Annotated in this window: 1 protein-coding gene; it reads left to right on the top strand. The window is 74.4% G+C overall.

Going from position 1 to position 790, the window contains the following annotated elements; genetic code table 11:
* A partial coding sequence (locus ADK64_RS07275) for an SDR family NAD(P)-dependent oxidoreductase (protein WP_053656267.1) occupies positions 1-789 on the top strand: 789 nt, incomplete at its 5' end.
* Between the last annotated feature and the right edge of the window lies 1 nt (position 790).

The raw sequence follows: 790 nt of genomic DNA, 5'->3' as shown, positions 1-790 counted from the left end.
TCCCGTACCGTGCTGGTCACCGGAGCCACCTCCGGCATCGGCCACGAGACCGCGCGGCAGCTCGCCGAACGCGGCGCCACCGTGCTGCTGCACGGCCGTACGACGGCACAGGCGCGGGCGGCCGCGGACCGCCTGGTCGCCACCGCGGGCGTCCCGGCCGGCCGACTGCGGTCGTACGGAGCCGACTTCACCCACCTGGAGGAGGTCGAGACGCTGGCCCGCACGGTCGTCACGGAACACCCGTGCCTGGACGTCCTCGTCAACAACGCGGGCATGGCCGCCCCCGAGCGGCACACCGTCACCGCCGACGGCAACGAGATCGCCTTCCAGGTCAACTTCCTCGCCCACTACCTGCTGACCTGCCTGCTGGAGCCGGCGCTCACCAGCGACCCCGGCGGCCGGGTGGTGAACGTGTCCTCCTCGCTGCACCGCACGGGCTCCATCAGCTGGGCCGACCCCAACCGCGCCCGCCGCTACTCGCGCCTCGCCGCCTACGCCCAGTCGCAGCTCGCCCTCACCGTCTTCGCGGCCGACCCGCGCGTCACCGCCGTCTCCGTCCACCCGGGCGTCTGCGACACCACGCTGCTGCCGCTCTACGCCCACGAGGGCACCTCCCCCGCCGAGGGCGCCGCGCACGTGGTCCGGCTGTGCGACCCGGCCGTCGAGATCGTCAACGGCGCCTACTACGACCGCGACGAGCGGGTCGCCCCGGCACCGGCCGCGACGGAGGACCGCACGGTCCGCCGCCTGAACAAGCTGGCGGACCTGCTGGTCGGCCGCACCGCCTGAA

Source organism: Streptomyces sp. MMG1121, from assembly GCF_001280015.1.
Taxonomy (GTDB): Bacteria; Actinomycetota; Actinomycetes; order Streptomycetales; family Streptomycetaceae; genus Streptomyces.
Note: the sequence above shows the minus strand (reverse complement) of the source record. Positions and strands in the feature narration are given on the sequence as shown.